General features: G+C 34.1%; 5 protein-coding genes. All 5 read left to right on the forward strand.

Features of this window, described 5'->3' with window-relative positions:
* Nucleotides 1-1,287: 1,287 nt before the first annotated feature.
* The 5 genes from ULVI_RS15490 to ULVI_RS00985 all read left to right on the forward strand — a co-directional run bounded on the left by ULVI_RS15490 (nucleotide 1,288) and on the right by ULVI_RS00985 (nucleotide 4,909).
* Nucleotides 1,288-1,827 (forward strand): hypothetical protein, encoded by a 540-nt coding sequence (locus ULVI_RS15490; RefSeq protein ID WP_197463463.1) that lies wholly within the window; start codon nucleotides 1,288-1,290, stop codon nucleotides 1,825-1,827.
* A gap of 159 nt (nucleotides 1,828-1,986) precedes the next feature.
* On the forward strand, nucleotides 1,987-2,616 hold the full coding sequence (locus tag ULVI_RS00970) for a porin family protein (RefSeq protein ID WP_068588554.1): 630 nt from the start codon (nucleotides 1,987-1,989) through the stop codon (nucleotides 2,614-2,616).
* 166 nt (nucleotides 2,617-2,782) lie between these two features.
* The gene (locus tag ULVI_RS00975) at nucleotides 2,783-3,562 is read left to right on the forward strand and encodes an abortive infection system antitoxin AbiGi family protein (protein ID WP_068588557.1); all 780 of its coding nucleotides are present in this window, start codon (nucleotides 2,783-2,785) and stop codon (nucleotides 3,560-3,562) included.
* 163 nt (nucleotides 3,563-3,725) lie between these two features.
* Nucleotides 3,726-4,286, forward strand: a complete 561-nt coding sequence (locus tag ULVI_RS00980; protein ID WP_068588559.1) for a hypothetical protein — start codon at nucleotides 3,726-3,728, stop codon at nucleotides 4,284-4,286.
* Between the two features lie 206 nt (nucleotides 4,287-4,492).
* Nucleotides 4,493-4,909 carry a hypothetical protein gene (locus tag ULVI_RS00985; RefSeq protein WP_068588562.1) on the forward strand — a complete coding sequence of 139 codons (417 nt, stop codon included), beginning with the start codon at nucleotides 4,493-4,495 and terminating at the stop codon, nucleotides 4,907-4,909.
* The last annotated feature ends 442 nt before the right edge of the window (nucleotides 4,910-5,351 follow it).

Here is a 5,351-nt window from a genome sequence, read left to right on the forward strand (position 1 = left end):
CCCATAATATCGATGATACTTCACAGCGCTGCGAAGTAGTACGTAATCGTTACGGCTGCATCTAAGCAAAGCGTGCTTACTCTTGGGCGGCGCAACTACTTATAACAACGCATAAAAACAATAAGCCTACATCTGAATTCCTTCGGAATTCAATAGTTCTTAGTATCTTTAGAATTAATTCGAACAGTCGGTCCGTTTTGCAGCTTACTGTTCTTATGCAAACCGTTGGCATTAATGGCGTTGCGCAATATATTTTGCGGCATATCTCTCGGATTTTTTAACGGTTTTTAAAAGAAAAATATCCCAATCTAAATTTTAAAAGAAAAAAGGTTGACGGCGGATTTTTATCGTGGCCGTGAAATTTTGGCAGTTTAAATGTTCGTCGCTAATCAAACCAACAACGTCGGAATGACAATCTGTGCGGACAATTCTGATTCTAAAATAAAAGAAATCTATACTGGAAATATAAAAAATAATTGACGGCTGATTTGTTTTTTGTCCGTTAAATTCTAGCATTTATAATCTGTGTCGCACGCCTACTCTATAACGTCGGACTGATTTACAATGCGACCAATCTCGGTACGTAAAACATAAATCCACTTATGCCAACAATATGTATAATTCATTACGGCGGAATTTTCTGCCGAAAATTCCCAGCACTTTTGTTATCTTTCGGTCAAAATCGGAAAATCGGTTGCCCTTTTTTCCGTAACAAACCATACATTTAACCGTTGTAAACAATAGCTCCCGTGACTCAAAATTCTCGTCAATTAAAACGAAAATAAACGCTAAAAGTACTCGGAACTCAATAGCCGCACGTAATCTGAATCACCAAAAATAATCGGAACCAAATAGTTCGCAGCGAATTGAGAACGGCGCGTCTTATAAAATCGAAAGAACAGTATTTATAACATAATTGTCGGTTTACTGAAGTCGGGGAAAGTTGAGAGAAAACTTCAATTTTATAAGCCGAATATGTGCTGTATTTAATGCAATCGTTTCGATTCAATATTGTGGCGCTGCGAAGTGTCGCGTAATCGTTGAGGCAATTCGTATAAGACACGTGCTAACTCTAGTGGGTCGCCACTGTTCACAACAACGGTTATAAGCCAGACAGGATTCTGTGCTAATTCGAAAATTTAGGTATATTTGGTTGGTCGCCAAATCCTTGAATTTGGCTTTTGGACACAAAATTTAAAATCAAAACACAAGGCTTTGGCTTGAGCTGAATCGAAGACAAGAGTAAATCAGTCCTTCCCGGCTCATACCCCAACCGTTGTGCAACATATGAGAAACGAACTTCTGAAATACTTAATTCTGCCAATAATTTATGTTTTGAGCGTTCTTTTAATTGAATTCTATCCGAATATTATAACGAGTGGAATTTGGCTGATTTCAATTCTCTTATGTATAATCGGACTTATAAGATTGCTCATAAAAAAGCGGAATTTAACGCAAAAATTGCTTCCGATTTTATTACTATCAATTCCAATATTGGATATGACATTCGGAATTACTAATACAATCAGAAACGGAATTAAAGGAGAAATTGTACTCAATATTATAGACGACAGTTTTGCGACAACCAAATCGCTAACTGTTCGAGAGAAAAACGGAAAACTAACAGCGGAATTTTATAATTCTGTTGCTGGATTTGGAGATATGGAAAAAGCTCAAACTGAAATGCTGAATGACAGCACTTTGACTTTTGAATTATCCGAAAGAATTTATTCGGAAAACCTAACTTTTGACAAACAGAACCAAAGTTTTCGGAATAAAGAAAAGAATCTGAATTATCGGATTTTAAAAAATGAACTGTTTAAATAAAATACGTTGCACAACACCGTGTATAATTAATTGCTTTGGTAAGTGCTTATTTGGAAAATTCCTTCGGAATTTTCTCTGGTTCGTATTTGTTTACTAATTTAGTTGCTTAACCACGCAACTAACCATACACAACAACGTTACAAATAATTAAATAAAAAAATGACAAAAAAAATTTCACTAATTGGAATTCTTTTAATTTCAATGATTTCGGTTGGGCAGAATGAAGCAACGGATTACGGATTTAAAGGAGGACTAAATTACTCAAGTCTTATTGATAATAATTCCAATGGATTACAACCCGAATTCAGCGGAAAAATAGGATTTTACATTGGCGCATTTCTTTCTCTTGATTTAAATGAGAAATTTACACTAAAACCAGAATTATTATTTTCACAACAAGGTAGCAACTTCAATATAGATTTTTCAGATTTAAATATTTTTGACCCTGACGACCCAAGATTTATCGCCTCAACTGATGGAAGTATTAATGAATCAATGTTTTTACTACCGGTATTATTGCAATTTGGAGTGGCTGAAAAATTAGGATTAGGTTTTGGACCTCAGTTTGGATATGTACTAAGCAGAAAGATAGATTATGACACGAACCCAATAAACACACAATTCATCCAAAATGACGATTCAGAAAAAATTGAATTCGGAATTAGTTTAGATGCGGAATATTTGCTGAATGATAATTTCGGACTTAATTTACGATATAACTACGGTATTTTAGAAAGGCAAAACTTTAATTCGTCTGTTTTACAATTAGGAGTGAATTACAAATTGTGAAGAGTTAACTATTTGTAACAACGCATAAAAACAATAAGCGCACTTCTGAATTCCTTCGGAATTCAATAGTTCTTAGTATCTTTAAAATTAATTCGAACAGTCGGTCTGTTTTGCAGCTTACTGTTCTTATGCAAACCGTTGTGTGTAATTTGACCAACCAAGAAAAATGAGTAATATTAGTTCAAATAGCCTTTTCCATTTTACACCTAAACTGGAATACTTAACTGAAATTTTCAAAAGAGGATTTCAGCCGAGATATTGTTCCGAAGACTTAAAACTAAATGAATCACGTTCGATTCGTGGATTCAATTTCGGAATTCCTATGACGTGTTTTTGCGACATTTCTTTAGGACAAATTAGCAATCATATAAATACTTATGGCAATTATGGAATAGGTATGAAAAAAGAATGGGGAATTAAAAAAAGGTTAAACCCAATTATATACGTAAATAAAGATTCATATGTAGCAGAACCATTAAGTATTATCGCCGAAAATGCACTTGAACTAAATAAGCTTAAAGATGAAAACGTTAGAAAAATAGGTGGAGAGATAATGAATAGTTGGGCTAACCTTCTTATGTATTCAAAACCATATACTGGAGATTTTAAACATCAAGGAACTAAACATAAAGATGTAAAATTTTACAATGAAAGAGAATGGAGGTATATTCCATCTAAAGGAGGAAAATCAGCACCACACGGAACTTTGAGTAAAGAAAAAATGGAAAACTCAACTGAATTGGAAAAAGCGAATGAAAAATTAAAAAATTATCGTTTGCGCTTTAAGGCAGATGATGTAAAATATATTTTTGTGAAAAACGAAAATGAAATTCATAGAATGGTTAGTGAATTGAGAACAATCAAAAGTCCAATTTATGATAATAAAACAATCGACATATTAACATCAAAGATTCTAACTACGGAACAAATTTTTGAAGACTTTTAAAAAACTACACACAACAATGGCTATAAGTAATTGCTTGTTCTCGCCTACTTCTGAAAATCCTCGCGGATTTTCAGTTTGGTGTGTACTTGCAAAGTTAAACGCTAACCCACGCAACTACTCATAGCCGAGACCGTTGTACGTAAGCTGAAAAACAAACAGACCAATGAAATTTATTATCGTTTTCACACTTTTCCTGCTCTCTAATACTATAATCGGGCAGAATTTTCATACCGAATTTGAGTATGGCAATGAAATTAATAAAGGCCTTACGATTCAGAATAGTTATCCAAAAGGAGGACAAAGATTTACAACGACAAACGGAAAGGAATTTGTATATGTAACATTTTGGACTTCTATTACTAATAAAGCATCTACTAATCTGGAATTAGAAATAGATTTTTCAGCTGATTCATTTGTGATACATTCAGAGCCAGATATAAACTTTAAGTTGTTCATACCAAATGACGAAATGACTCTTGAGAAAGAAAAATTGCCAAATTACGGATTGGATATAATAAGTTTCCTTGAAGAAAATATAAATAAACCCTCTAAATTGAAAACAGTAATTGAACCAAACAGCTCTTATCTTTTCTATTCGGTTGTAATTTCTGATAAAGGTGTAAACGGAACAATAAGAGCTGGATTTGAATTACAGAAAGATGAACTAATTTATAGACTTAACAACTATGAAATTAACTGTGGGAAAATCGTAAATAAAAATTAAAAATTGTTTTCTGTAAAAACCTATAAAAGCCTACGCACAACAATGTATAACCGCAATTACGGCGGATTCGACTACGTCCGAATCCACTCGGTATTGCTAACGTCAGTTCTTAACCGAAAATCATTAACTTTAAATCCGTAACTGACGGTTATACGAGACCGTTGTGCACTATTTGAGAAAACCGTTACATCGAATTGAAAACAGTGATGAAATTAACAAATGAACAGTTTACAGAAGTTGCTTTTATTTTCGAAAAAGAGAACGGAAATTCTCACTCGAATTTTGAAAAAGAAATAATTGCGGAATCCAAACTGACCGAATATAGAACGACTGAATTGGAAAAAATAATTGTTGACGGACTGAACTCTGGAATTTATAAAACCGAAGAAGAGCGAGTTAGTGGATATTGGAGTTTATCAAAAATCGGAAATCGGAATTTGATAACGGATTTTAAAAAGTGGTTAGTGACTGAATTGGAAAATGAAAATGGAATTGCGATTTTTCAAATATTAATCGCACTTGACCGACTTAATGAACCTGCTTTTAATAAAAATAGAACTGGACAAGGAGTTGACGAAACGGAATTGAATATAAGAGATGCTAAACAGTATCTGAAAAAATAAAAACAGTGCACAACACCGTATAAAAATAATTGCGGTTTAGTGCTAAAACAAAGGTAGTTGCGTGTTTGCTACGTCTGAATTTCCTTCGGAAATTCCTCGCACGCAAACCCGCAACTATTCTTATACATAAACGTTACACAAAATAGCTCCAGCAAGTTTTGGCGTTCGCAATCTTTACGGAGCAATGCGGAAAAAAGTTGCTCGGACTCTTACTCAGCCGTGCGCAATCTAACTTAAAACAACTGATCAGAACAGAACGCAGCGGAACGATAACGGAGCGTTTTAGAAGCTTAAAACGATAGTAATTCTAATATAATAATCGATTCAACTTTGCGGCGCTGCGGAGGAGTTCGCAATCATTCGGCGAAACGTAAGCAGAAACTGCGCACTGTGATTGGTCGCTACTTCGCGTAACAACGCATAAAAACAATAAGCCTACATA

Source organism: Cochleicola gelatinilyticus (assembly GCF_001637325.1).
GTDB lineage: Bacteria > Bacteroidota > Bacteroidia > Flavobacteriales > Flavobacteriaceae > Cochleicola > Cochleicola gelatinilyticus.